The organism is Aquabacter cavernae, assembly GCF_003993795.1.
In the GTDB taxonomy this organism is placed as follows: domain Bacteria; phylum Pseudomonadota; class Alphaproteobacteria; order Rhizobiales; family Xanthobacteraceae; genus Aquabacter; species Aquabacter cavernae.
Map to the genome: position 1 here is coordinate 475,942 of NZ_RWKV01000015.1, position 25,038 is coordinate 500,979.

A 25,038-nucleotide genomic window follows, 5' to 3' on the forward strand; every position below is an offset into this window, starting at 1 on the left:
GACCATGGTCTTTCACATCGAATATCCGCGCACCATTCCGGAACGGCGCCCACCCGGCCACCAGCCCGCCGCGCCGCGCTTCTCCCTGCGCTGGAAGCAGCCGGTGGGCCTCCTCATCAGCGACTATTTCGCCCTGCAGGGCCAGGACCTGACGTGGGACGAGCAGGCGGACTTCTTCGCGCGCCTGGAAAGCAGCTTCGGCACGGGCGGGCCCGACGCCTTCGAGCGCATGCGCTTCACGGACGAAGCCGGGGCGCAGAATGCGGTGCTTGTCGCCTATTGGCTGGACGGCACCCGCCACGGCCGCTGGGAGCGCACCTCACCCTTCATGGACTGGTTCCGGGACGATGCCCGGCTCTCCGGCGAGCGCGGCGTGTGGCGCGAGACGCTGCATGTGCCCTATGACCGGCACGAGACCATCTATTCGACGCCCAATTATCCCATCGGCCTCGCGCGCACGCCCGGCTCCGAGCGCGTCGCCATCACCATCAACGGCTATTTCGGCGCCATGCGCGACCGGATCCCGCTCTCGGCCATCGACAGCCTGGACAGCCCCTTCGCCGCCATGCCCGCGCGGGGCATCCCGGCGAGCCTCGGCCGCCGCGTGAAGGTGGCTTCCCCCCTCAACATGGTCTCCATCCGGTCCGGCCAGTATTGGGAAGGAGCGGGCAACGAGCAGACCGCCGACTATCTGGACAATCTCCAGCCCAAGCTCATGCGCGGCATGTCCCATCTCGCCACCCACCCGGACGAGACCGGCACGCTCACGCTCCGGGTCATGACCAACCTGAACCCGGACGGCAGCCCGCGATCCGAGACCTCGGTGCACGGCTATTTCCTCTCCATGACGCTGCTGGAGGAATGGTCCAAGCGCCACGAGACCCATCTGGACATCTACCGGCACGCCATCGCCATGAACCGGCTGCACAAGGAAAAGCGGGAAGTTTTCACCTGGCACGAGGTGTTCGCGCTCCTTCCGGGGACTTTCTCCGAATATGCCAATTGTCACCCGAGCACCGGCCTCCTGCCCTGGTTCGCGGCGGCGTGAGCGTCACCCCCGCCCCGACAGGGTGGTGCGGCGCTGGATCAGATCATGGGTGGCGAACAGGTCCGCCACCCAGTCCACGAACACGCGCAGCCGCGCGGAGAGATGACGGTTGGGCGGAAACACCACGAAGACCGGAAACGGGTCCGTGGTCCAGCGGGTGAGCACCGGCACCAATGCCCCCGTGCCCAGGTGCGCCTGCACCATGAAGCTGGGCGCCTGGAGGATGCCGAGCCCGGCAAGCCCCGCCGCCACATAGGAATTGCCCTCGTTCACCGCGATCAGATGGCGGGCGGCGGGCTCCAGGGTCTCGCCGTCGCGGATGAATTCCAGCGGCAGGAACCGCCCTGTGCCCGCGTTGAAATAGCGAACCGCCGGAAAATCCGTCTCAAGATCAAAGGGATGGGACGGCTCGCCGTAACGGGCGAGATAGGCGGGGGCGGCGCATGTGGTCATTTGGATCTCGCCGATGCGCCGCGCGATAAGCGAAGGGTCCATGAGGTCGCCGCCGCGCACCACGCAATCCACATTCTCTCCCACCAGATCCACCGAGCGATCGGTGACGCCCAGATCCACCTGGATGTCCGGATAGCGGGCGAAGAAATCCGGCAACGCGGGAATGAGCACCAGCAAGGCCAGGGAGGCGCTGATGTCCACCCGCAGGCGACCGCGCGGGGTGGCCTGGGAGAGGGTCATGGAGCCGTCCAGCTCCTCCAAATCGTTCAGCAGCGCCAGCGCCCGCTCATAATAGGCCGCGCCGTCCGGGGTTACGGTGACCCGGCGGGTGGTGCGGTTGAGGAGCTTGGTGCGCAGGTGGCCCTCAAGGGACTGAACCTGCTTGGTTAATGTCGGCTTGGGGATGCCCAGCAGGTCCGCCGCGCGGGTGAAGGTTCCGGCCTCCACCACCCGCACGAAAGCCCGCATTGCAGCAAGCTGGTCCATGTCCGGCCACCTCTCCACCCCATTTGATCGTCGATTATTTCCATATGTGAATAATGAAGTCACGTTTGGCGTCTTTTTGCGCCATCCCGACGAAGATAGGTTTCCCGCATCGCACAAGGCCCGATGGTCGGGCCGTTGCCGACAGGATGTCCGATGACCCCCGCCTGGACCGAGGAGAGAGTGGAGACCACAGTCGCCGGCGCGATGCCGGTGCGGGTCTATGGCGCGTCAAGCGCCGGCCGCTCGGCCCCGGTCGTGCTCCAGCTCCATGGCGGCGCCTTCACCGGCGGCTCGCTGGAGAGCGGCGCGGAAGTGGCGGAAATGCTTGCGGCGGCTGGCGCCGTGGTGGTGTCCGCCGATTATCCGGTCGGCTCCGACCATCCGTTTCCCGATCCGCTGAAGGCGGTCTACGAGGCCATGGTGTGGACCCACGAGGCCAGGGCACGGCTCTCGGGCAAGACCGCGAAGCTCTATGTGGCGGGCGCGGAAGCGGGGGGGAACTTGGCTGCTGCTCTCGCCATGATGGCCCGTGATCAGCAATTCCCCGCTTTGTTCGGCCAAATTCTCATCTCGCCAATGCTGGATGCCAATCTCGCCACCTGCTCCCTGCGCATGGCCGATGCCGGCCCCGTGGGCTGCAAATGGGCGGACGGCTGGCATGCCTATCTGGGCTCCGCCGACAAGGCGGGCCACCCCTATGCCGCCCCCCTCTCCGCGACCCGGCTCGCCGGCCTCGCCCCGGCCCTGATCATCACCGCGGACGACGACCCGCTGCGCGACGAGGCGCTCTCTTATGGCCGCCGCCTCGGCGAGGCGGGGGTGAGCGTGCGCACCCATGTGGTGCCCGCCCCCACCGGCTGGCCCTGCACCATCGACGGGGACAGCCAGTGTGACTGCGTCACCGCTCTGGTGCCGGTGATCCGCGCCTTTCTCGACGAAACACGAGCCGGGCCCGCCAAGCGCCCGGCCAGATCCCAGACAAGGCCCCAGGCCAAATCCCCCAATCCCTGATCCCAGGACCACCGCCATGTCCGACATCGGCTCCGACACCCCCACCTCCGCCGCCGCGACGCCCCGCAGGCACCGGCGTCTTCTCGTTCCGGCCCTCGCCGCCCTGGTTCTCGGGGCGGGGTTGGCCACCCCCTACGTGTTGCCGCTTGCCGGCGCACGTGCCGCCGACCCGGCCAGCGCCACCGCCCCCGGTGCTGTGCCGGTGTCGGTGGCGACCGTGGAAGCCCGCGAGGCGCCGGTCTTCGATGAATTCTCCGGCCGCCTGGAAGCGGTGGAGCGGGTCCAGGTGCGCTCCCGCGTCGCCGGGGCCATCCAGAAGGTCCATTTCCGCGAGGGTGACCTCGTCCAGGCGGGTGAACTGCTGATCACCGTGGACCCCGCGCCCTATCAGGCCGAGGTGGACCGAGCGCAGGCCCAGGTGGCCGCCGCCGAAGCCCGCGTCGCCCTTGCGAAGGCCGACCTCGAACGCGGCCAGCGCCTGTTCGACAGCCGCACCGTCTCCCAGCGGGATCTGGACGAGCGGGTGAACGGCTCCAAGGAGACGCTCGCCAACCTCAAGGCCGCCCAGGCGGCCCTACAGACCGCAGAGCTGAACCTGTCCTATACGCAGGTGCGCGCCCCGGTGGCGGGCCGGGTGGGCAAGCTGGAAATCACCACCGGCAACCTCATCCTGGCCGGTCCCGCCTCCCTGCCGCTCACCACGCTCGTGTCGGTGGATCCGGTCTATGCCGCCTTCAGTGCCGACGAGCAGGTGGTGACCCGTGCGCTGCGCAGCCTCGCCGCCCAGCCCGGCAAGACCCTTCCCGTGGAGCGCATCCCCGTGCAGATGACCACCGCCATCGACGAGGACCGCAGCGCAGGCAAGGCCTATCAGGGCCGCCTCCAGCTCATCGACAATCAGGTGGACCCGGCCACCGGCACGGTGCGGGTGCGCGCGGTGTTCGACAATGTGGACGGGCGCCTCATCCCCGGCCAGTTCGTGCGCCTGCGCATGGGCCGCCCGGACACCGGCACGGCCCTGCTCATCACCGAGCGGGCGGTGGGCACCGACCAGGACAAGAAGTTCGTGATGGTGGTGGGCGAAGACAACAAGGTCGCCTATCGCGAAGTGTCCCTGGGCGCGTCCGTGAACGGGCTGCGCATCGTCACGTCCGGCCTCACGGCGGGCGAGAAGATCGTGGTGAACGGCCTCCACCGCATCAAGCCCGGCGCCATCGTGGCCCCGCAGGCGGTCTCCATGGAGCCCACCCGCACGGCCGCCGGTTCCGGCGACCTCGCCCAGCGCTGAGGTCGGGAAGGACGCAGTCCCTCTCCCGCATGGGGCGAGGACCGGGACGCATCGGCCCCGGCTCCCTCCTGTGGCGTCACGGCCGGGCGTGTCCCGGTCATCGACAAAGCTTGGCCGGATGGATGGCACGTAAAGCCGCCATCCCCGAAACGGCTCGGAACGGAACGTGACGAGCCTGCGTAGAAGAGCCGCGTAAAAACAAAGAGATAGAGCACTTCACTGCGCATGAGGCAGTGAAGCGCTCTCGGGAGGGGGAAAGGTTCCGCGTCCCCCCTCCCGGCGTTCCCTGTTGTAGCTGCCCCCTCCCCGACCCTCTCCCGCACGCGGAAGAGGGAGCTTGGCGTTCGCGCGCCGGGCCGGGGGCGCTTTGTCCCTCATTGCCCGCAAGGGCACCGGAAACCGCCGACGCAACGCCCCCTCTGGGGAGGATGCCATGAACCTTTCGAAGTTCTTCATCGATCGCCCCATCTTCGCGGGCGTCCTGTCCACCCTCATCTTCCTCGCGGGGCTCATCGCCATGCGGGTCATGCCCATTTCGGAATATCCCGAAGTGGTGCCGCCCCAAGTGGTGGTGCGCGCCCAATATCCCGGCGCCAACCCCAAGGTGATCGCCGAGACCGTGGCGACGCCCATCGAGGAGCAGATCAACGGCGTCGAGGGCATGCTCTACATGTCCAGCCAGGCCACCACGGATGGTGTCATGACGCTGACCGTGACCTTCCGCTTGGGCACCGACCCGGACAAGGCCCAGCAACTGGTGCAGAACCGCGTCTCCCAGGCAGAACCCCGCCTGCCCGAGGCCACGCGCCAACTGGGCATCACCACGGTGAAGTCCTCCCCCGATCTGACGCTGGTGGTGCATCTGCTTTCGCCCAACGGGCGATACGACATGACCTATCTGCGCAATTACGCGGTGCTGAACGTGAAGGACCGCCTCGCGCGCATCGACGGCGTGGGGCAGGTGCAGCTGTTCGGCTCCGGCGACTACTCCATGCGCGTGTGGCTGGACCCGCAGAAGGTGGCCGAGCATGGCCTCTCCGCCGCCGACGTGGTGAGCGAGATCCGCGCCCAGAACGTGCAGGCGGCGGCGGGCGTGGTGGGCGCCTCCCCCGGTTTGCCGGGCGTGGACCTGCAATTGTCCGTCAACGCCCAGGGCCGCCTCCAGACCGAGGAGGAGTTCGGCGACATCGTCGTGAAGAGCGGCGCCAATGGCGAAGTGGTGCGGCTGAAGGATGTGGCGCGCATCGAACTGGGCGCGGCGGACTATGCCCTGCGTTCCCTGCTCAACAACAAGTCGGCGGTGGCGGTGCCCCTGTTCCAGGCACCCGGCTCCAACGCCATCCGCATCGCCGACGACGTGCGCACGGTGATGGAGGAGATCAAGCTGAACATGCCCGAGGGCGTGGACTACGAGATCGTCTACGACACCACCCAGTTCGTGCGCGCCTCCATTGACGCGGTGATCCACACCCTGCTGGAAGCCATCATCCTGGTGGTGCTGGTGGTCATCCTGTTCCTCCAGACCTGGCGCGCCTCCATCATCCCGCTTCTGGCGGTGCCGGTCTCCATCGTCGGCACCTTCGCCGTCATGTATGTGTTCGGCTTCTCCATCAACGCCCTGACCCTGTTCGGCCTGGTGCTCGCCATCGGCATCGTGGTGGATGACGCCATCGTGGTGGTGGAGAATGTGGAGCGCAATATCGAGGAGGGGCTGTCCGCCCGCGAGGCCACCTACAAGGCCATGCAGGAAGTGTCCGGCCCCATCATCGCCATCGCCCTCGTGCTGGTGGCGGTGTTCGTGCCGCTGGCCTTCATCACCGGCCTCACCGGCCAGTTCTACAAGCAGTTCGCGCTCACCATCGCCATCTCCACGGTGATCTCGGCGATCAACTCCCTCACCCTCTCCCCGGCCCTCGCGGCCCTTCTGCTGAAGGGCCATGACGCGCCCAAGGACCGGCTCACCCGCATCATGGATGCCGGGCTCGGCTGGCTGTTCCGTGGCTTCAACACCGCCTTCGGGCGGGGCTCGGCGGCCTATGGGGTGGGCGTAAAGGCGGTGATCAGCCGCAAGGCGCTCATGATGGGCGTCTATGTGGTCTTGCTGGGCCTCACCGCGCTCCTGTTCCGCACCGTGCCTCCGGGCTTCGTGCCCGCCCAGGACAAGCAATATCTGGTGGGCTTCGCCCAATTGCCGGATGGCGCCACCCTGGACCGCACGGAAGAGGTGATCCGCAAGATGAGCGACATCACCCTGAAGCAGGAGGGCGTGGCGAGCGCCATCGCCTTCCCGGGCCTGTCCATCAACGGCTTCACCAACTCCTCCAATGCGGGCATCGTTTTCGTCGGGCTGAAGCCGTTCGAGGAGCGCAAGTCCCCGGCCCTTTCGGGCGGCGCCATCGCCATGGCGCTGAACCAGAAATTCGCGGGGCTTGAGGATGCCATGGTGGCCATGTTCCCGCCGCCCCCGGTCCAGGGGCTGGGCACCATCGGCGGCTTCAAGATGCAGATCGAGGACCGCGCGGGCTTCGGCTACGAGGCGCTGAACGAGGCCACCCAGGCCTTCCTCGCCAAGGCGCGGCAGGCGCCGGAACTGGCGGGCCTGTTCTCCTCCTATCAGGTGAACGTGCCCCAGCTTTATGCAGACATCGACCGCACCAAGGCGCGCCAGCTGGGCGTGGCGGTGACCGACGTGTTCGACACCATGCAGATCTATCTGGGGTCGGTCTATGTGAACGACTTCAACAAGTTCGGCCGCACCTACACGGTGCGCGTCCAGGCCGACGCGCCCTATCGCGCCCGCGCCGAGGATGTGGGGCACCTGAAGGTGCGCGCGAAGAACGGCGAGATGGTGCCGCTCTCCGCGCTGCTGAAGGTGCAGTCCGTGGCGGGGCCGGAACGGGCCATGCGCTATAACGGCTTCCTCACCGCCGACGTGAATGGCGGGGCCGCGCCCGGCTTCTCCTCCGGCGAGGCACAGCAGGCGGTGGAGCGGGTGGCGGCGGAGACGCTGCCCAAGGGCATCGGCTTCGAATGGACCGAATTGACCTATCAGGACATCCTGGCGGGCAATTCGGCCATGTGGGTGTTCCCGCTCGCCATCTTCCTCGTCTTCCTGGTGCTGGCGGCCCAGTATGAGAGCCTCGTCCTGCCGCTCTCCATCATCATGATCGTGCCCATGGGCCTGCTGGCGGCCATGACCGGCGTGTGGCTCTCCAACGGGGACAACAACGTCTTCACCCAGATCGGCCTCGTGGTTCTGGTGGGCCTGTCGGCGAAGAACGCCATCCTCATCGTGGAGTTCGCCCGCGAGCTGGAATTCGCCGGGCGCACGCCCCGCGAGGCAGCGGTGGAGGCGAGCCGGCTGCGGCTGCGGCCCATCCTCATGACCTCGCTGGCCTTCATCATGGGCGTGGTGCCCCTGGTGACCTCGGCAGGCGCGGGCGCGGAGATGCGCCATGCCATGGGCGTGGCGGTGTTCGCGGGCATGATCGGCGTGACCGTGTTCGGCATCTTCCTGACGCCGGTCTTCTACGTGCTGCTGCGCCAGCTCTCCGGCAACCGGCCGCTGGTGCAGCACGGCACCCATGTGGCACCGGGCGTGCCCGCGGCGGCCCCGCACAAGGCGGCTGACGCTCACTGACGCCCACGAAAGAATAAGGCCCCGCTCCGGCGACGGAACGGGGCCTTTTTCATGTCTGGGGACCGGGTCGCTTAGGGGATCTCGGGCTCCACCAGCCGGGCGAGGCCGGCCAGGCTCTCCTGCCAGCCCAGATAGCAGGCTTCCGTCGGGATCATGTCCGGGATGCCGGACTGGACGATGGAGACGTCCGTGCCCACGGACACCGCCTTCAGCGTCACGCTCACCTGGATCTCGCCGGGCAGGTTCGGATCGTCGAAGCGATCCGTGTAGCGCAGGCGCTCGCCGGGAACGAGTTCCAGATATTCACCGCCGAAGGAGTGGCTGTCGCCCGTGGTGAAGTTGCGGAAGGACATGCGGAACGTGCCGCCCACCGTCGCCTCCAGATGGTGGACCGTGCAGGTGAAGCCGTTCGGCGGGATCCATTTGGCGAGGGCGTCCGCCTCGATGAAGGCGCGATAGACCTTGTCCGGCTTGGCGGCCAGGACGCGATGCAGCTGAACGGTACCGGGCATGGGCTTCCTCTTTGATCCGTTGGGAGGAGACGCTGCCGGGACGGCACCGCTCCATGCCTCAAGGACGTTCCCGCTCCCGGCATTCCGACAGGGCCTGGAGCAAAATCGGATCAGATTGGCCCATCCCCGCCGATAACGCACCCCTCGCCCCGCTTCAGAGCGTCACGGACAGCCAATAGGGACGCGGCCGCGAGGTAGGGCCGGCCTGCAGGTCGATGGACATGCCGCAGACGCCCGGCTCGGCGGCACAGTCGGAACGCTCCTTGGCGGGCGGGAGTTCGGGGCGGTCGTGAAGATAGAGTTCGCACCACGCCTTGCCGCCGATCTTGCGGATCATGGCGCGGACATTGCCCAGAGCGGTGAACACGGCCTTGGCATCGTCGGGATCACTGACCACGTCGAAGGCCGGCTGGATGCCGCGCATATAGGTGAAGGCGGCCTGCGCCTCGCCGGAGAGATTGCATCTCTCCTGGGCCTCCGAAGCAGAAGCCAGGACCCGCGCCAGCATCACTTGTTCCGCGAGAGACTCGTCGGAGATCTGAGCCAGGACAATTGCAAGAGGCACAATTGCAAGTTGAGAAACCAGCATTTGCACAATCCTTTATATGCAATACCCAGGACTAAACCGCCCGCAGGGCTCCTCCCTATCCGCACTTGGCGAAATATTTTTTACTTAATGAAACCAGTCATCACCCGAAAAAGGCGATCCAGATCAGACCAGAACAACATACTACCGCAACGCCCGCAACACTGATGTAGATCAGATTATCCATTCGTGCCTCCCGCTCACGAAATCAGGCCGGCGAGCGGCTTCGGCGCGGCGCGCGCGTCGAAGCCGCCAAGCGCTTACCCGCGCAGGGTCGCGCCCGTCTTCTTCGCCACATCCGCCACGATGCGCCCGGCGACCGCTTCGATCTCCGCATCTGTCAGCGTCCGCTCGCGCGGCTGGAGAACCACTTCCACCGCCACCGACTTCTTGTCGTCGGCGATGCCCGGCCCCTGATAGACGTCGAACACCGAGGCGCCCGTCACCAGCTTCTTGTCCACGCCCAAAGCGGTGCGCAGGATGTCGGCGGCGGGAACCGCGCGGTCCACCACGAAGGCGAAGTCGCGCTTCACCGGCTGGAACGGCGACAGGTCCAGAGGCGGCTTCACCTTGGTGGCCTTGGCCTTGGGCTCGGGCACCTTGTCGAGGATGATCTCGAACGCCGCCACCGGGCCGGACACGTCCAGCGCCTCCAGCACGGAGGGGTGCAGTTCGCCGAACACGCCGATCACATTGGGACCGAGGCGGAAGGAGCCGGACCGGCCGGGATGATACCAGCCGGGCGCATCCGCCGAGACCTGCAGGTTCGCCACAGGCGCACCCGCCGCCGCCAGCAGAGCCAGCGCGTCCGCCTTGGCGTCGAACGCATCCACCGCGCCCGCCGCGCCCTGCCAGAACCGGCCGGAACCGTTCGGCTTGGCGGTGCCGCGCCGCACGCCCGAGGCGGCCATGCGCTGGTCCTCCGGCTTGTCGCCGGCGAACACCTGGCCCACCTCGAACAGGGCCGCGTCCCCGTAGCCCCTGTCCGCATTGGCCTGCGCCGCGCGCAGCAGGCCCGGCAGCAGGCTCGGGCGCATGTCGGAGAGGTCAGCGGCGATGGGATTGGCCAGCGCCAGTTCCGGCGCGCCGCCGCCGAACAGCTTCGCCTCGTCGGACGGCACGAAGGACCAGGTGACCGCCTCCACGAGGCCGCGCGCGGCCAACGCCCGGCGCGCCTTGCGGGTGCGCAGTTGGAGCGCGGTCAGCACCGGCTTGCGGCCGCCGCCATCGCGGGGGAATTCGGTGAGCGGCACGCGGGCGAGGCCCAGGATGCGCACCACCTCTTCCACGAGGTCCGCCTTGCCGTCCACATCGCCACGCCAGGAGGGCGGCACCACCTGCACCACCGGCGCGGCTCCGCTCACCGCGAAGCCGAGGCGGGTGAGCACGCCGCGCATCTCCTCCTCGCTGGCCTCAAGGCCGGAGAGGCGCTTCACCTCCGCGAACGGGAAGTCGATGGTGCGGGTCGTGTCCGGCACGCTTCCCGCCACCACCAGTTCGGAGGGCTCGCCTCCGCACAGGTCCATGACCAGATGCGTGGCCAGCTCCAGGCCCGGCAGCATGAAGGCGGGGTCGATGCCGCGCTCGAAGCGGAAGCGGGCATCGGAATTGATGGAGAGCTTGCGGCCCGTCTGAGCGATGTTGATGGGCTCCCAGAGCGCGGATTCGATCACCACGTCGGTGGTGGCCTCGTCGCAGCCGGATTCCTCGCCGCCCATGATGCCCGCGAGGCTCTCGACGCCCTTGTCGTCGGCGATGACGCACATGGTCTCGTCGAGCGTGTAGGTGCGCCCGTCCAGCGCCAGCAGGCTCTCGCCCGCCTTGGCCCGCCGCACCACGAGGTCGCCCGACACCTTCTTCAGGTCGAAGACGTGCAGCGGGCGGTCCCGGTCGAGGGTCAGCAGATTGGTGATATCCACCAGGGCATTGATGGGCCGCAGGCCCACCGCCCGCAGCTTCGCCTGGAGCCAGTCCGGCGAGGGGCCGTTCTTCACGCCCCGCACCACCCGCAGCCCGAAGGCCGGGCACAGAGAGGGCGTGTCGCCGAAGTCGAGGCGCACGCCGAGGGGCGCGGGGAAGACCCCGGCGACGGGCGTCACATCCCGCGTCTTCAGCGTGCCGAGACCGGCGGCGGCGAGATCCCGCGCGATGCCGGAAATGCCCAGGCAATCGGCCCGGTTCGGCGTCACGGCGATCTCGATCACCGGATCGCCCAGGCCCAGCACGTCCGCGAAGGGCGCGCCCACCGGGGCATCGGCGGGCAGTTCCAGGATGCCGTCATGCTCCTCGGAAAGGCCCATCTCGCGGGCGGAGCACAGCATGCCCCGGCTTTCCACGTCGCGGATCTTGCCGATCTTCAGTTCCGTGCCGGTGGCGGGAATGACGGTGCCCGGCGCGGCGAACACGGTCTTCAGGCCCGCGCGCGCATTGGGGGCGCCGCACACCACCTGGATGGGATCGCCCGCGCCGATGGAGACGGTGCAGACCCGCAGCTTGTCCGCATTGGGATGCTTTTCGGCGGTCAGCACCTCGCCCACCACGAAGGGGGCGAGCGCCTTGCCCTTGTCCTCCACACCCTCGACCTCCAGGCCGACCAGGGTGAGACGCTCAAGGATCTCGTCGAGCGAGGCGGGGGTGTCGAGGTGCTCTTTCAGCCAGGAGAGGGTGAACTTCATGGGTCGCCGTCCGTGATCTTTGCTGCCGCGCCCGTGGCGCCGGCTTCCCCCTCCCCAACCCTCCCCCGCAAGCGGGAGAGGGAGCTTGCGGGCGGCGCAACGGAAAAGCCCTCTCCCGCTTGCGGGGGAGGGTTGGGAGGGGGCTCGGGCCGCGCCTTACGCGCTCAAGCCACCCGCCAGTGTCGGGAAGTCCAGCGGCCGGAAGCCGTAGTGCGAGAGCCAGCGCACATCCGCCTCGAAGAAGGCGCGCAGGTCGTTCATGCCGTATTTCAGCATGGCGATGCGGTCGATCCCCATGCCCCAGGCGAAGCCCTGATAGACGTCCGGGTCGATGCCGCAATTGCGCAGCACGTTGGGATGCACCATCCCACAGCCCAGGATCTCCAGCCAGTCATTGCCCTCGCCGAACCGGATCTCGCCGGGGCGCGAGCGGTCGCACTGGATGTCCACTTCCATGCTCGGCTCGGTGAAGGGGAAGAAGGACGGGCGGAAGCGCATGGTCACGCGCTCCACCTCGAAGAAGGCCTTGCAGAACTCCTCCAGGATCCATTTCAGGTGTCCCATATGGGAGCCCTTGTCGATGACGAGGCCTTCCACCTGATGGAACATGGGGGTGTGCGTCTGGTCGCTGTCGCAGCGATAGGTGCGGCCCGGGCAGATGACGCGGATGGGCGGCTTGTTAGCCAGCATGGTGCGCACCTGCACCGGCGAGGTGTGGGTGCGCAGCACCTTGCGCTGCCCGTCCGGACCCGGCGGCAGGAAGAAGGTGTCGTGCATCTCGCGGGCGGGATGGCCTTCCGGGAAATTCAGCGCGGTGAAATTGTGGAAGTCGGTCTCGATGTCCGGCCCTTCCGCCACCGAGAAGCCCATGTCCGCGAAGATGGCGGTCAGCTCTTCAGTCACCTGGGCGATGGGGTGGATGCGGCCGATCTCGGCGGGCGCCTCGCGCACCGGCAAGGTCACGTCCACGCGCTCGCTGGCGAGGCGCGCGGTGAGGGCGGCCGCCTTCAGCGTCTCCTTGCGGACGCCCAGCAGGCCCTGGACGCGGTCGCGCAGGCCGTTGATGGCGGGGCCGAGCGTCTTGCGCTCCTCCGGGCTCATGCCGCCCAGAGACTTCAGCAGTTCGGAGACGGACCCCTTCTTGCCCAGCGCGCCGATGCGCACCTGTTCGAGCGCGGCCTCGTCATCCGCCGCGAGGATGGCGGTGGCGATCTCGCGCTCCAGCGCGTCGAGGCCGGGATGGTCGGTCAGAACGAGTTCGGACATGAAATGGTCCCTTGGGTTCTAGCCGCGAGAGAAACCGTCATGCCCGGGCTTGTCCCGGGCATCCACGGCCGTCCCTTAAGCGCCCACCTGGCGGAGCCCCGTGGATGGCCGGGACAAGCCCGGCCATGACGGCTGCTTTAAGGGAAATTCGCGGCGCTTATAACCACCGCGCGGCCCGGTCGGAAAGCCCTTCCACACCGGACTGCACCAAGACGAAAAGCCCCGTGCGGGTCACCGCCGGGGCTCTTCAGGTCTCGGAAAGGCTAAGGACGCGGAAAGATCAGGCGGCGAGAGCCGCCTGCGCCTTCTCCACGAGGGCCTTGAACGCCGCGGGCTCATGGATGGCGATATCCGAGAGCACCTTGCGATCCACCTCAATCCCGGCCTTGCCGAGACCATCGATAAATCGCGAATAGGTCAGGCCGAGGTCCAGCTCGCGCACGCCCGCATTGATACGCTGGATCCAGAGAGCGCGGAAGTTGCGCTTCTTCACCTTGCGATCGCGGTACGCATACTGCATCGACCGCTCGACGGCGGACTTGGCAGCGCGGATGGTGTTCTTGCGACGGCCGTAAAAGCCCTTGGCGGCTTTGAAGACCTTCTTATGCTTGGCGTGCGAAGTGACGCCGCGTTTGACACGGGACATGGGAAATCTCCTTCGCTAGCCGTCAGCCGTTGGGCAGGAACGACTTGCGGATAATCCGCGCATCGCTCTCGCACAGGATGGTGGTGCCGCGCAGATTACGGATCTGGTTGTTGGTCCGCTTGATCATGCCGTGGCGCTTGCCGGCCTGGGCGGCGATGACTTTTCCCGTACCCGTCAGACGGAAGCGCTTTTTCGCTCCCGACTTCGTCTTCATCTTGGGCATTTTGGCTCTCCACGGCGGCAGGACATCCCGCGCGAAGCGCGGGCGACTTGCTCAGCCTTTGTTGCTGTGAGCGATATGAACCGGCGCGGCAGCCCTTATGAGCCGGCTGGTTCGGAGGCCGCACTCGTTACAGGAGGCGGGCGCGAAACGCAAGGGCGGGCGCGAAAACCCGCGCGGCCGGGATCATCCCGGCCGGGAAGAGCCCCGCGCGGCCCCTGCGCGAAGGGGGCGTGATGCGGCCACGCTGACGCCGCGTCAATGCCTTAACTCCGCCCCTTCAATCCCTTGTGATCAGGCTTCCTCAAAGGAACCCCAACGCCGGCCCAGAGTCGTATCAGGGGGCATCTCATTCGGGGACGGGAGCGGACCCATGGGTACAACATCGGGCAGAACATCGTCTTTCCTCGCGGCAGGGCTCCTTGGCGGCCTTTTGGCGGGTCTCGCCGCCGCCACGCCCGCCTCAGCCCTTCCCCTCGGCGCCATGGCCGACAGCGCCAAGGCCCTCCCCGGCCCTGTGGAACAGGTGCAGTGGCGTGGTGGCTGGGGCGGTGGTCCCGGCTGGGGCGGCGGCGGATGGCGCGGGCCCGGGTGGGGCGGCGGATGGCGGGGCGGATGGGGGCCAGGCCCGGGATGGGGTGGCCCCGGTTGGGGTGGTCCCGGCCCTGGTTGGGGCTGGCGCTCAGGATGGGGACCCGGTCCCGGATGGGGCGGTGGCTGGGGTGGTGGCCCGCGCTGGGGCTGGGGTGGCGGCGGATGCGCCTGGGGTGGCTGCGGATGGGGTCCGGGCGCGGGGTTCGCGACCGGCGTCATCGTGGGCTCGGCCATTGCCGCGCCGCCGCCCGTGATGATCTATGGCGGCCCGCCGGGCGGAAACGCGGTGGCCTACTGCATGCAGCGCTTCCGCTCGTACAACCCGGCCACCGGCACGTATCTCGGCTATGACGGTCGCCGTCATGCCTGCCCGTGACCCGGGCGGGTTTCCGGTCGGCATGTGAAGCGGTGCCCTCAAAGGCGCCGCCAGATAGCCGAACGTGATATCACCCCTGGGCGCGCAGGCCGGTACATCGCCCGACCGATTCGGGGCTTCGGAAGAGGCCCCGGCACCGGACGAAGGCAGAGCCACCGGGCGCCGCGCGCGGGGTTCAGATTTGCAGTCATGGCCCGCTTATGTTCCGACGCGGGCCGCGAAGACGGTTTTGGAAGATACTCGGTAGAAGGTTCTGGGAGAAGGTTGATGCGCAGAAGTCTGTCCTTGCTCACTGCCGCCGCGATGCTCGCGGGCGTCGCCGCTCCGGCGGCCCAGGCGCAGGCCCTGCGGCCCGCCATGCCCGCCCTCGACGGCGCCAGCTCCGTCACGCAGGTCCAGTGGGGCCCCGGCCCCGGCTGGGGACCCGGCCGGCGACCCGGCTGGGGTCCGGGCCCGGGCTATGGCCCCGGCTACGGCCCCCCGCCCGGCTACTATCGCAACAATTGCGGCTGGGGCGGCTGCAACAACAACAACAATGCGGGCGCGGCTGCCGCCGCCGGCCTCGTGGGTGGCCTGATCCTCGGCGCCGCCGCCGCGAGCGCCGCCCAGCAGGCCCAGCAGCCCCCGGCGGTCTATTACGCGCCGGGCCCGGCGGCCGATCCCAATTGGATCGCCTATTGCTCGGCGAAGTATAGGAGCTTCGACCCGCGCACCGGCACGTATCTGGGCTATGACGGCCTGCGCCATCCCTGCCAGTGACAAACGCTGCGGGGCCGGAAGCCACGCGCTTCCGGCCCTCCTGGCTTACCCGCATTCATAAGCATTGCTTGGCGGGATCATCAGCACATTGAATTGCCCATCCGATCCGGCGCGCGCTAAGGTTTGCCCGACGCCGGATGCATGTCTCTGGCCATAAACAAGAAACGCCAAAGAGACGGGCATGCTCTCCCTTTACGTGGTGGTGGCCGCCGGAGCCATGGTGGCCGGGTTCGTCCAGGGCATGTCGGGCTTCGGCTTCGGCCTCGTGGCCATGTCGCTCTGGGCCTGGATGCTCGAACCGGAACTGGCCGCCGCACTCATCGTCTTCGCCTCCCTGATCGGCCAATGCCTCACCGCGCACACCCTGCGGCGCGGGTTCGACGCGCGGCTGCTGGCGCCCTATCTCCTGGGCGGACTGGCGGGCGTCCCGCTCGGCGTCATGGCCCTGCCGCATCTGGACATGGTCACGTTCCGCGCGCTCCTGGGGGGCCTTCTGGCGGTGTGGTGCCCCGCCATGCTGCTGGCGCGGCACATTCCGCGCATCACCGGGGGCGGGCGGATCGCCGACGGCCTCACGGGGCTGGCGGGCGGAGTGCTGGGCGGGCTCGGCGGGTTTACCGGCGTGGTCCCCGCCTTGTGGTGCACGCTGCGCGGCTATCCCAAGCACACCCAGCGCACGATCATCCAGAGCTTCAACCTGTCCATGCTGCTGGTGACCATGATCTCCTATCTCGTCGCGGGCATCGTGACGGCGGAGATGCTGCCCTTCTTCGCGGTGGTGGCCCCGGCGCTGCTGGTGCCGACGCTGGTGGGCGCGAAGGTCTATGCGGTCATGAGCGAGGCGCGGTTCCGCCAACTCATCCTCGGCCTGCTGGCCGCCTCGGGCATCGCGCTCCTGGGTTCGTCCGCCGTCACCCTGCTGATGCGCTGACCGCTTCAGCGAGGGCCATGGCGCCCGCGCCCTCCGACAAAGCATGGCCATAGAGCACGAGGCATGGCCCCTTGGCGCCCTCATCCACGGCCCGCGCCACCTCTTCCGCCAGCCGCCCCAGCGGGGCGGACACCACCACCTGATCGGGGCGCGTGGCGGAGAAGACCGCGAGCGCGGGCACGGACGGGTCGATGCCTGCCCCCGCCAGCCGCCCCACCAGTTCCCCCAGCGTGCGGCGGGGCATGTAGACCACGGTGGTGGCCGCCGGGTCCGCCAGCGCCTTGAAGTCCAGGTCCTTGGGCAGCTTGCCGTCGCGCGCATGGGCGGTGACGAATTGCAGCCGCCGCGCATGGTCGCGATGGGTGAGCGACGTGACGAGACCGGCGGCGACGCCCTGGGGCGAGGAGATGCCGGGCACCACCTCCACCGGAATGCCCGCCGCCCGGCAGGCGGTGATCTCTTCCCCCGCGCGGCCGAAGATCATGGGATCCCCGCCCTTCAGGCGCACCACGCGGCGGCCCTCCTTGGCGAAGCGGACCATTAGCGCGTTGATGTCGTCCTGCTTGCAGGAAGGGCCGTAGCCGGTCTTGCCCACCAGCATCTTGCGCGCCTCGCGCCGGGCGAAGTCCAGCACCTGCGGGGAGACGAGGTCGTCATAGAGCACCACTTCCGCCGATTGCAGCGCGCGCACCGCCTTCAGCGTCAGCAATTCGGGATCGCCCGGCCCGGCCCCCACCAGCACCACGGACCCCGTGGCGGGCGTGGCGCGGGCGGCCTCCATTGCATCGAACAGGGCCCGGCGGTCGCCTTCCCCCGGCTCCCGCTCCGGCTCGGCCATGGCGCGGACGGCGAACGCCTCCCAGAAGGCGCGCCGCGCCTGGAAGGACAGGCCGAGGGCGGTCACGGAGGCGCGCCAGTCCTGCGCCGCCTGCGCCCAGCGCCGGAAGCCCTTGGGCAGGATGGCCTCGATCTTGGCGCGGATGGCCTGCCCGAAGACCGGCGCCGCCCCGTCCGTGGAGATGCCCACCACGAGGGGCGAGCGGTTGACGATGGCGCCGAAGGCGAAGTCGCAGAAGGCGGGTCGGTCCACCACATTCACCGGCACGCCCGCCGCGCGGGCCGCCTCAGCAAAGCGCGCCGCCTCCGCGTCATCCTGCGCGTCGCAGATGGCGAGGGCTGCGCCCGCAAGGTCGCCCGCCTCCCAGCCGCGCCGCACCAGTGTCACCGGCCCGCCGGGCGCCTCGGCCGCAAGCTCCGTCATCTCGGCGCAGGGCGCGGCGGCGAGGACATCCACATGGGCGCCGGCGGCGGAAAGAAGCTCCGCCTTCCAGACCGCAGGCGCATCGCCGCCCGCCACCACCACCTTCTTGCCCGCGAGGGCGAAGAAGACCGGCAGGCGCGCCAGCGGCTCCATGCGCCCGCCATGCTTCTCACGCGGCGCGCGGGGGGTGTTCGGCTTGTCGGCCGGAGGGGCCATGGTCGGTTCCGTAAGTGTCAGTCCGTCATGCCCGGACGCGATCCGGGCATGACGGGTTGTTCAGCTTCACTGTGAGCGCACGCGCCCGCTTCGGCAAGACGGCCCCTCAGTGCGCCTCTTCCCAGTTGGCCGCCGCGCGCGCGTCCACCTTCAGCGGGACGGTGAGGGCGACGGCGGGCAGGCTCGCCTCCTCCATCACCGCGCGCACCACGGGCAATGTCGCCTCCGCCTCGCCCTCGGGCACCTCGAACACCAGTTCGTCATGCACCTGCAGCAGCATGCGGGCGGAGAGCTTGGCCTTCTCCAGCGCCGGCTCCATGCGGATCATGGCGCGGCGGATGATATCCGCCGCCGTGCCCTGCAGCCGGGCATTGATGGCCGCGCGCTCGTTGAAGGCCCGCACCGAGGGATTGGAGGCCGCGATGTCGGGATAATGGCAGCGCCGCCCGAACAGGGTGGTCACATAGCCATGCTCCCGGCAGAAGGCTTTCGTCTCGTCCATATAGGCCCGGATGCCGGGGAAGCGCTCGAAATAGCGGCGGATATAGAGCCCGGCCTCTTCGCGTGGAATGCCCAGCTGGTTGGCGAGGCCGAAGGCGGAGATGCCGTAGATGATGCCGAAATTGATAGCCTTGGCGCGCCGACGCACCTCGCTGGGCATGCCTTCCACCGGCACGCCGAACATTTCCGAGGCGGTCATGGCATGGATGTCCAGCCCGTCCTGGAAGGCCTGCTTGAGGCTCGGAATGTCCGCGATCTCCGCCAGCAGCCGCAGCTCTATCTGCGAATAGTCGGCGGACACCAGAAGATTGCCCGGCTCCGCCACGAAGGCGCGGCGGATGCGGCGGCCCTCCTCGGTGCGGATGGGGATGTTCTGCAAGTTCGGCTCGGAGGAGGAGAGCCGCCCCGTGGTGGTGGCGGCCAGTGCATAGGCCGTGTGCACCCTCTTGGTGCGCGGGTTCACGTAAGAGGGCAGCGCGTCCGTATAGGTGGAGCGCAGTTTGGAAAGCTGGCGCCAGTCCAGGATCTTGCGGGGCAGCTCATGGCCCGCCTCCGCCAGTTCCTCCAGCACGTTGGCCTTGGTGGACCAGGCGCCCGTGGGGGTCTTGGTGGCGCCGGGCAGGCCCATGCGGCCGAACAGGATGTCGCCGATCTGCTTGGGGCTACCCACATTGAGCCGCTCGCCCGCCAGTTCCGCGATCTCGTCCTCGATGCGGGCCGCCCCCTGCGCGAACTCCACCGAGAGGCGCGAGAGCATGGCGCGGTCGATGGAGACGCCCCGCGCCTCCATGCGGCCGAGCACCGGGATGAGCGGGCGCTCCAGGGTTTCATAGACCGTGGTCATGGCCTCCGCCGGAAGGCGGGGCTTGAGCACCTGCCACAGGCGCAGCGTCACGTCCGCATCCTCAGCCGCATAGGCGGTGGCGGGCTCCAGCGCCACCTTGTCGAAGGTGATCTGCGCCTTGCCCTTGCCCGCCACTTCCGTGAAGGCGATGGGCTGGTGGCCGAGATGGCGCACGCTGAGGTCGTCCATGCCGTGGTTCCCGCGCCCGGCATCGAGCGCATAGGACATGCACATGGTGCAGTCGAAGGGCGCGACCGTGATGCCGTAGCGGGCGAGGATCGCCGCGTCATACTTCACATTGTGGCCGATCTTCAGCGTGCCCTTGTCCTCCAGCATCGCCTTCAGGGCGGCCAGGGCCTCGGCAAACGGGATCTGGCCCTCGATCCGCCCCTCGCTGAACAGGCCGTCGCCCGCACCCACATGGGCGAGCGGGATGTAGCAGGCCTCGTTGGGCCCGAGCGCCAGGGAGACGCCCACCAGATCCGCCTGCTGGGCATCCACCCCGGTGGTCTCGGTGTCGAAGGCGACGACGCCCTGGTCCACGGCCTTGGCGCACCAGCGCTTCAGCTCGGCAAGGTCCATCACCGCGCGGTAGAGGCTGCGGTCCACCTTGGCGGCGCGCGCCGCCTCCTGGCGCTTGGCGGCAAGGTCCGCGGGCGCGGCCACGTCCGGGCGGCCGGGCACAGCGGCGGGCGCGGCAGGCGCGGGCGTGTCGCCGGGTTCCGCCAAAGCGGGCGCGAAGCCGGAGGGCGCCGAGTTGGACGGTGCTCCTGGGGCAAGCGCGGGGTCCGCCTCGATCTCGCCCGCCTCCACGCTGAACGCCTCGGCGGCGCGGCGGGTGATGGTGGTGAATTCCATGGCCTTGAGGAAGGCCACGAGGCGGCGCCCGTCCGGCGCCTCCAGCACGAGATCCTCCAGCGGCACTTCCACGGCGACATCATCAACCAGTGTCACCAGCGTCTTGGAGATGCGGGCCTTCTCCTGGTTCTCCGGATCGAGCAGCGACTCGCGGCGCTTGGGCTGCTTGATCTCGGACGCGCGGGCCAGCAGGCCCTCCAGCGAGCCGTATTCCTGGATGAGCGCGGAAGCGGTCTTGATGCCGATGCCGGGCACGCCGGGCACATTGTCGGTGGAATCGCCGGCCAGCGCCTGCACGTCCGTGACCTGCTCCGGCGGCACGCCGAAATAGTCCAGCACCTCGGGCAGGCCGATGCGCCGCTCCGGCCGCGCCCCGCGCCCGCCCGCCTCGCCGGAAGCCGGGTCATACATGCTCACCCGATCGCCGACGATCTGCATCAGATCCTTGTCGGCGGAGACCACCAGCACGTCGGCACCGGCGGCGGCGGCCTGGCGGGCATAGGTGGCGATGAGGTCGTCCGCCTCGTAGCGCGCCATCTCCACGGGGATGAGGCCGAACGCCTTCACCGCCTCCCGCATGAGGGGGAATTGCGGGATCAGCTCCTCGGGCGGCGCGGATCGGTTCGCCTTGTACTCGGGATAGAGTTCCTTGCGGAACGAATCCTCGGACTTGTCGAAGATGATGGCGAGATGGGTGGGGCGGATGCCCACGGCCCCGTCGCGGATGAACTGGAACAGCTTGGTGCAGAACAGGCGCACCGCCCCGGTCGGCAGCCGGTCCGAACGGAAATTGTATTTCCGGTCCTGATTGATGGACTGGAAATAGGCGCGGAAGACGAAGGAAGAGCCATCCACCAGGAAGACATGGTCTCCCTTCTGGATGGGGCGCGGGGCTGCGGACATCGGACGTTCCCGTTTTTCGGCGCGCACGATGCCCGAGCGGACCTTGCGGGACAACCCTCTCCCGGACGCCCTCCCCCGCCCATCCGCCACCGGAAGCGAGCGGACAACGCCAATGAGATCAAACCGTGCGCAGCGGCTTTTCCAGCACCGCCAGCACGCGGGGCAGTTCGTGGCCGCGCTTGAGGATGAGCCCGGTCTGGGACACCACGCAATAGGCGCCCTGCTTGCGGGCGAGGCGGGGATCCTTCTCGATCCGGTAGAGCGGCACATCCATGGCACGGCGGAAGATGGAGAAGACCGCCTTGTCCTTCAGGAAGTCGATGGCGTAGTCGCGCCATTCGCCTGCCGCGACCATGCGCCCGTACAGGTCGAGGATACGGTCCAATTCGCGCCGGTCGAACGTCACACGGGAGGGAGGTGAAGGAGTGCCGGAAGCCTGCGGGGCCGCGGGCGTCGCCCACGATCCGCCACGGCTTATGGGTTCGATATCTCCCATCGGGCCTCCCAGCGAAGCAATCACGAAGGCGATGATCCTCCCCCTGGATGCCTCTGGCAAGAGGAATGGAAAGCCGGCTTCGGGCGACTTCACGGGGTCGTCAACGGAAAACACAGAATGGTCGCTTTTCGGCCCAGTCCTCGCCCATGGGCGGCGGCATCTTCATATCCGTAGCAGGGCCGGTTCGCACTTGCTCCGGTCTATCCCAGCCCCCCAGCCCCCCGGGGTGATGAGCGAACCGGCCACTGCTACGCACCATCAGAAGACTTCCTCCAAGGCCGCTCCCCCAGCGGCCTTTTTTGTTGCGCGCGGGCGCCCGGCCGCGGCCCGGCACATTCAGCGCCGCCTCCTTACTCCCCGCACGCGGTCAGGCCCGGCCCAATCCACATTCCGCACAGGAGCAGGCAGAGCGTCCCGCCTGCCCCCGGCACGGGCAGGATATGTGTGGGTTTTGCTTGAGCGCCGACCGCCCCCCCGATCGCCGGTACCCCAGGCTTGCGGGCGCCGATCGAAGGACGGCCGTTATCAAGACACGTACGGCCATGGGCAGCCTCGCAGGCTGCCCATGGCCGTAACCGTCAATTTGGCCGAAGAACCGGGAAGAAAAGGGCGGGATGGCGCAAAAGCCGCGTGCGTCGGCCGCCTTTATCGCACCCGCTGGGTCACCCGCACATTGGACGGGGCGAACACATAGACCGGCACATTGGCCATGGCCTCGCCGGAAAAGCGCGTGGTGGAGAGCCCGGCGGTGGGATCCGCCGAGAAGCCGTTGGCCACCGCCACCTTGGGCGGCGCCATGAAGCTGGCGAAGGCCCGAAGCTCCGGCAGGCGCATGAAGGTCTCGCCCGCCAAAGCGGGACCGACGAACAGGCGGCCGAAGGGAATGTCCTTGCTCTTCTGGCGCTGGAGCGCGGGCGCGGCCACCATGGACTGGGTGAGCGGGCGGCCGGGATCGAGATCCGCCACCGCCGGAGCGTAGGAGAGCAGCGCCTCGGGCGACTGTTCCTGGGTGCCACGGGTGATGACGGCGGGCAGCGGCACGGGGCCGAGGCTGGCGGTGACCACCGGGTCCATCGGACGGCGCAGCGGGAGCGGAACGTTGGTGAGCGGCGCCACCACGGCCTGGGTGGCCACGATGGCCGCTGCGATCTCCGCCGGGCGGGCGGTGGGCAGCGGCGCGGCGGCAAGGCTCGTGACGGACGGCGCGAGGGATGCCTGACGGACGGAGGCGGACGACGGCATGTCTGCCGCCGCAACCTGGGTGGGCTTGGCCGTGGCAGGCTTGGAGCGGGACGCCACCTGGGGAGCGGCCTCCTCGTCCGGCGCGCCCTCTTCTTCCTCGTCCACCGACTTCTTGAAGCTGAACAGGCTGGCGAAGAACTTGCGTATGCCTTCACCCGCATCGTTGGACGCTACCTCCACGGTGCGGCGGCTGCCTTCCAGCTCCGCCAGCGCCTCCTCATAGCGCGCCAGCGGCTTGCCGTTGGAGGGAACGTGCACGGTCTTCTCGTCGGGGAAGACCCGGACCAATTGGTCGTGGGTCATGCGCGGCCAGTGGCGGATGGAGCCGGTGTCCAGATGGACGAAATTATTGCCCGGATAGAAACCCACGCCGCCGCGCTGCATCTGCAGGCCCGCCACGCGGACGGCGGAGAGGCTTACGCCCGGCATGTAGAAGTCCATGGCCCGGCCGCGCGTATGCTGGCTCTGCTCGGCCACAGCCTTGGACCGGGACCTCAGCATGGCGTTGGTGGAGGGCGAGCGGTAGCCGGACAGCGCCTTGATGCCGTCCTTCGCGTCCACGTCGCGATAGACCTCCCAAACCAGATCGAACAGTTCGGGGGCCATCTCGGTGGGCTCGGACTTGCGCCAGTCGCGCAGCAGCCAGCTCAGCTTCTTGATGACCTCCTGGTCGTAGCGGCCGTCACGCTTGAAGGTGAAGGAGCCGCTTTCGCCGGTATGGACGAATTCGATGGTGAGGGTGCGCGTGTCGCCGTTGGCCACCGCGTTCTGAAGCGAGGAGGTCCCGGTGAGGACCACGGCAAGGGCTGCGAAAACCGCCTGGCACCGCCGGCTTGCGGCCAGCGTGCGGAGGAAGGCGGGTACACGGGGAAGCTGGGGCAATGTCGCGAACCCGGGGCTCAGGTCTAATTCTGCCGCGCACTGATGACGGCGCGCGGCGTGAAGCTCAACAGAGTCTTGCCGGGTTCGGTTAAGGGCGTGTTGACGCCCTGCTTCCCCCTTCGCCAACGGGCGGGCCAAGAGGCCGTCCGTCGCTCACGCTTGTGTGACTAGAAACAGAGTATGGCGAAAACGTGCTGACCGACCGTGTCAAGAAAGCCACAGGCAAGCCTTAACAGAGCCTTAACCATGAACGCAACACAGCCTCTTGCCAACAGGCAGACGGGGTTTTGCCGCGTGCTGTCCACAATCACGGGCGGCAAAACCCGATAACAAGCGACGGGATGTCACAGAGACGACGCGGGGATGGGCCACCTACCGGACCCATGCCGTACCAAGGAGGCGAGGCGAAGATGACGGAACAGAGCGTCCTGAGGCTCTCAATCCTGGTGACGGTGGCCGTCGCGATGTTCGGCATCGGGTTCGGAATCCTGTCCTCCTCCTTCTCCATCACCTTCGACGGCGTCTATGCGCTGGCGGATGCCTCCATGAGCCTCCTGGCGCTCACCGTGGCGCGGCTCATCGATGGCTACGGCCATTCGCGGGAAGCTGGCGGGCGGCTGCGGGCGCGCTTCTCCACCGGCTTCTGGCATCTGGAGCCCATCGTGCTGGGGCTCAACGGCACGCTGCTGATGATGGTGTCCATCTACGGCCTCATCAATGCGGCGCTCTCCATCATGCATGGCGGGCACGAGCTGAAATTCGACTTCGCCATCATCTATGCGGTGGTGACGCTCTGCGCCTGCATCGCCATGGCCATCTACGCCACCCGTGCCAACCGCACGCTGCGCTCGGACTTCCTGGCGCTGGACGCCAAGGCCTGGATGATGTCGGGCGGCATCACGGCGGCGCTGCTCATCGCCTTCAGCCTGGGCGCGGCGGTGGACGGCACGCAGTTCGCCTGGATCCGGCCCTATCTGGACCCGGCGGTGCTGGGGCTGGTCTCGCTGGTCATCATCCCGCTGCCCATCCGCACGGTGCGCCAGGCGCTGGCGGATATCCTGCTCATCGCCCCGCGCGATCTCACCGACCATGTGCGGGCGGTGGCGGCGGAGGCGGTGAAGCGGCATGGCTTCCTCTCCTACCGCACCTATATCGCCAAGGTGGGCCGGGCGAAGCAGATCGAGATCTATTTCATCGTGCCGCCCGGTCTGCCCGCGCAGCCCGTGGAGTTCTGGGACCGCCTCCGGGACCAGATCGGCGACGAGATCGGCGATGAGGGGCCGGACCGCTGGCTCACCATCGCCTTCACCGCCGACCCGGAATGGGCGGAATAGGCGGCACGCG

At 68.2% G+C, this 25,038-nt stretch carries 19 protein-coding genes; 8 read left to right on the forward strand and 11 right to left on the reverse strand.

All coding sequences use genetic code 11. The features are described from left to right. Positions 1-4: 4 nt before the first annotated feature. Positions 5-1,048, forward strand: a complete 1,044-nt coding sequence (locus tag EJJ38_RS15440) for a phenylacetaldoxime dehydratase family protein (protein WP_127091005.1) — start codon at positions 5-7, stop codon at positions 1,046-1,048. A 3-nt stretch (positions 1,049-1,051) separates the two neighbouring features. Here the strand turns inward: EJJ38_RS15440 and EJJ38_RS15445 are convergent, their stop codons facing one another. Beyond that, positions 1,052-1,987, reverse strand: coding sequence for a LysR family transcriptional regulator (locus EJJ38_RS15445; RefSeq protein ID WP_127091006.1), 936 nt, complete (start codon positions 1,985-1,987; stop codon positions 1,052-1,054). Between the two features lie 153 nt (positions 1,988-2,140). On the opposite strand from EJJ38_RS15445, the gene EJJ38_RS15450 reads away from it, so the two are divergent. From EJJ38_RS15450 to EJJ38_RS15460, 3 genes are all read left to right on the forward strand, one after another. Beyond that, positions 2,141-2,998, forward strand: a complete 858-nt coding sequence (locus tag EJJ38_RS15450) for an alpha/beta hydrolase fold domain-containing protein (RefSeq protein WP_205666183.1) — start codon at positions 2,141-2,143, stop codon at positions 2,996-2,998. A gap of 16 nt (positions 2,999-3,014) precedes the next feature. After that, a complete protein-coding gene (locus EJJ38_RS15455; RefSeq protein ID WP_127091008.1) occupies positions 3,015-4,286 on the forward strand; it encodes an efflux RND transporter periplasmic adaptor subunit in 1,272 nt (423 codons plus the stop codon). 433 nt (positions 4,287-4,719) lie between these two features. Next, positions 4,720-7,926: an efflux RND transporter permease subunit gene (locus EJJ38_RS15460; protein ID WP_127091009.1), complete on the forward strand. Its 3,207-nt coding sequence runs from the start codon at positions 4,720-4,722 to the stop codon at positions 7,924-7,926. A gap of 71 nt (positions 7,927-7,997) precedes the next feature. Here the strand turns inward: EJJ38_RS15460 and EJJ38_RS15465 are convergent, their stop codons facing one another. The 6 genes from EJJ38_RS15465 to rpmI form a co-directional block, all read right to left on the reverse strand. Next, a complete protein-coding gene (locus tag EJJ38_RS15465) occupies positions 7,998-8,438 on the reverse strand; it encodes an SRPBCC family protein (RefSeq protein ID WP_127091010.1) in 441 nt (146 codons plus the stop codon). Between the two features lie 154 nt (positions 8,439-8,592). Next, entirely contained in the window at positions 8,593-8,946 is a 354-nt protein-coding gene (locus tag EJJ38_RS15470) for a hypothetical protein (RefSeq protein ID WP_127091011.1), read from the reverse strand. Positions 8,947-9,284: 338 nt separating this feature from the next. Then, entirely contained in the window at positions 9,285-11,699 is a 2,415-nt protein-coding gene (gene pheT, locus EJJ38_RS15475; protein ID WP_127091012.1) for a phenylalanine--tRNA ligase subunit beta, read from the reverse strand. 156 nt (positions 11,700-11,855) lie between these two features. Beyond that, positions 11,856-12,965 (reverse strand): phenylalanine--tRNA ligase subunit alpha, encoded by a 1,110-nt coding sequence (gene pheS, locus EJJ38_RS15480; protein WP_127091013.1) that lies wholly within the window; start codon positions 12,963-12,965, stop codon positions 11,856-11,858. Positions 12,966-13,245: 280 nt separating this feature from the next. Beyond that, positions 13,246-13,611 (reverse strand): 50S ribosomal protein L20, encoded by a 366-nt coding sequence (gene rplT / locus EJJ38_RS15485; RefSeq protein ID WP_127091014.1) that lies wholly within the window; start codon positions 13,609-13,611, stop codon positions 13,246-13,248. 22 nt (positions 13,612-13,633) lie between these two features. After that, positions 13,634-13,834, reverse strand: a complete 201-nt coding sequence (rpmI, locus tag EJJ38_RS15490) for a 50S ribosomal protein L35 (protein WP_127091015.1) — start codon at positions 13,832-13,834, stop codon at positions 13,634-13,636. An 811-nt stretch (positions 13,835-14,645) separates the two neighbouring features. Here rpmI and EJJ38_RS20690 point away from each other — a divergent pair. From EJJ38_RS20690 to EJJ38_RS15505, 3 genes are all read left to right on the forward strand, one after another. Then, a complete protein-coding gene (locus EJJ38_RS20690; protein WP_245454266.1) occupies positions 14,646-14,801 on the forward strand; it encodes a BA14K family protein in 156 nt (51 codons plus the stop codon). Positions 14,802-15,068: 267 nt separating this feature from the next. Further along, positions 15,069-15,560 (forward strand): BA14K family protein, encoded by a 492-nt coding sequence (locus tag EJJ38_RS15500; protein WP_245454267.1) that lies wholly within the window; start codon positions 15,069-15,071, stop codon positions 15,558-15,560. 181 nt (positions 15,561-15,741) lie between these two features. Continuing rightward, on the forward strand, positions 15,742-16,491 hold the full coding sequence (locus EJJ38_RS15505) for a sulfite exporter TauE/SafE family protein (RefSeq protein ID WP_127091018.1): 750 nt from the start codon (positions 15,742-15,744) through the stop codon (positions 16,489-16,491). On the opposite strand, the gene cysG is transcribed toward EJJ38_RS15505, so the two are convergent. From cysG to EJJ38_RS15525, 4 genes are all read right to left on the reverse strand, one after another. After that, complete coding sequence (cysG, locus tag EJJ38_RS15510) at positions 16,472-17,968, reverse strand: siroheme synthase CysG (RefSeq protein ID WP_245454268.1); 1,497 nt, start codon at positions 17,966-17,968, stop codon at positions 16,472-16,474. The genes EJJ38_RS15505 and cysG overlap by 20 nt on opposite strands. A 106-nt stretch (positions 17,969-18,074) precedes the next feature. Next, on the reverse strand, positions 18,075-21,074 hold the full coding sequence (gene polA / locus EJJ38_RS15515; RefSeq protein WP_127091019.1) for a DNA polymerase I: 3,000 nt from the start codon (positions 21,072-21,074) through the stop codon (positions 18,075-18,077). 118 nt (positions 21,075-21,192) lie between these two features. Further along, on the reverse strand, positions 21,193-21,570 hold the full coding sequence (locus EJJ38_RS15520) for a DUF2794 domain-containing protein (protein WP_127091020.1): 378 nt from the start codon (positions 21,568-21,570) through the stop codon (positions 21,193-21,195). Positions 21,571-22,215: 645 nt separating this feature from the next. After that, entirely contained in the window at positions 22,216-23,610 is a 1,395-nt protein-coding gene (locus EJJ38_RS15525; protein ID WP_245454269.1) for a peptidoglycan L,D-endopeptidase MepK, read from the reverse strand. Between the two features lie 494 nt (positions 23,611-24,104). On the opposite strand from EJJ38_RS15525, the gene EJJ38_RS15530 reads away from it, so the two are divergent. Continuing rightward, entirely contained in the window at positions 24,105-25,028 is a 924-nt protein-coding gene (locus EJJ38_RS15530; protein ID WP_164738529.1) for a cation diffusion facilitator family transporter, read from the forward strand. Positions 25,029-25,038 lie beyond the last annotated feature (10 nt).

Bases quoted from the DNA above. Each gene is read 5' to 3' on its own strand.
- EJJ38_RS15445 (WP_127091006.1), bottom strand. From the start codon at position 1,987: ATGGACCAGCTTGCTGCAATGCGGGCTTTCGTGCGGGTGGTGGAGGCC.
- rplT (WP_127091014.1), bottom strand. From the start codon at position 13,611: ATGTCCCGTGTCAAACGCGGCGTCACTTCGCACGCCAAGCATAAGAAG.
- EJJ38_RS15505 (WP_127091018.1), top strand. From the start codon at position 15,742: ATGCTCTCCCTTTACGTGGTGGTGGCCGCCGGAGCCATGGTGGCCGGG.
- EJJ38_RS15455 (WP_127091008.1), top strand. From the start codon at position 3,015: ATGTCCGACATCGGCTCCGACACCCCCACCTCCGCCGCCGCGACGCCC.
- rpmI (WP_127091015.1), bottom strand. From the start codon at position 13,834: ATGCCCAAGATGAAGACGAAGTCGGGAGCGAAAAAGCGCTTCCGTCTG.
- pheT (WP_127091012.1), bottom strand. From the start codon at position 11,699: ATGAAGTTCACCCTCTCCTGGCTGAAAGAGCACCTCGACACCCCCGCC.
- cysG (WP_245454268.1), bottom strand. From the start codon at position 17,968: ATGGCCCCTCCGGCCGACAAGCCGAACACCCCCCGCGCGCCGCGTGAG.
- EJJ38_RS15500 (WP_245454267.1), top strand. From the start codon at position 15,069: ATGCGCAGAAGTCTGTCCTTGCTCACTGCCGCCGCGATGCTCGCGGGC.
- EJJ38_RS15465 (WP_127091010.1), bottom strand. From the start codon at position 8,438: ATGCCCGGTACCGTTCAGCTGCATCGCGTCCTGGCCGCCAAGCCGGAC.
- EJJ38_RS15520 (WP_127091020.1), bottom strand. From the start codon at position 21,570: ATGGGAGATATCGAACCCATAAGCCGTGGCGGATCGTGGGCGACGCCC.
- polA (WP_127091019.1), bottom strand. From the start codon at position 21,074: ATGTCCGCAGCCCCGCGCCCCATCCAGAAGGGAGACCATGTCTTCCTG.
- EJJ38_RS15470 (WP_127091011.1), bottom strand. From the start codon at position 8,946: ATGCTGGCGCGGGTCCTGGCTTCTGCTTCGGAGGCCCAGGAGAGATGC.
- pheS (WP_127091013.1), bottom strand. From the start codon at position 12,965: ATGTCCGAACTCGTTCTGACCGACCATCCCGGCCTCGACGCGCTGGAG.
- EJJ38_RS15460 (WP_127091009.1), top strand. From the start codon at position 4,720: ATGAACCTTTCGAAGTTCTTCATCGATCGCCCCATCTTCGCGGGCGTC.
- EJJ38_RS15530 (WP_164738529.1), top strand. From the start codon at position 24,105: ATGACGGAACAGAGCGTCCTGAGGCTCTCAATCCTGGTGACGGTGGCC.
- EJJ38_RS15450 (WP_205666183.1), top strand. From the start codon at position 2,141: ATGACCCCCGCCTGGACCGAGGAGAGAGTGGAGACCACAGTCGCCGGC.
- EJJ38_RS15440 (WP_127091005.1), top strand. From the start codon at position 5: ATGGTCTTTCACATCGAATATCCGCGCACCATTCCGGAACGGCGCCCA.